General features: G+C 40.0%; 1 protein-coding gene. It reads right to left on the reverse strand.

Annotation, left to right across the window (positions count from 1 at the left end; genetic code table 11):
* A partial coding sequence (locus tag A3761_RS24915) for a DUF805 domain-containing protein (RefSeq protein WP_156492117.1) occupies positions 1 to 435 on the reverse strand: 435 nt, incomplete at its 3' end.
* Positions 436 to 540 lie beyond the last annotated feature (105 nt).

Below are 540 nucleotides of genomic sequence, written 5' to 3' on the forward strand. Positions count from 1 at the left end.
TTTTTTCAAACTTGGCTCTTCACCATATTTGTTTGGCCCCTTGGTGCCAGGTATAAGGAGCAAAAATATTGTGAGTGGAATAGCTAGGCCTGGCAAAAAATAAGTAAGCCCCCAAACTGGATTAACGTTTATATCTCTTAGCCTGCCAAGTGTAGAAAAGAATAAATAAATGAAACAGCCAAAAAGAGCAAGAATGGTAATAAGTATTGGAACACTTTCTCGAAACAAATAAACTAAAGCACTACCAGCAGGCCCATCGGGGTGCCTCTCGCCGCTATTTGACAACATATAAGCCATCAAAAAAACTAAAGGTAAAAACGTCAGTAAATTAGCTAAAGCGTAATCTCTTCTGGTCTTCCTCGCACCTTGCCATATGGGCTGTTGAACAGTTCCAGGATCCTTTCTTTTTAAAAAATAATTTGGTATGTAAAACATTCCTTTACCTATTCCATAGAGTCATTGGGAACATAGACATAATGACTCCCCACGTCCCAAAAGAGTGCTGACCTCCTATCGTGGGTTAGCAAAGCCAGAGCCATA

It is taken from the genome of Oleiphilus sp. HI0123, from assembly GCF_001635315.1.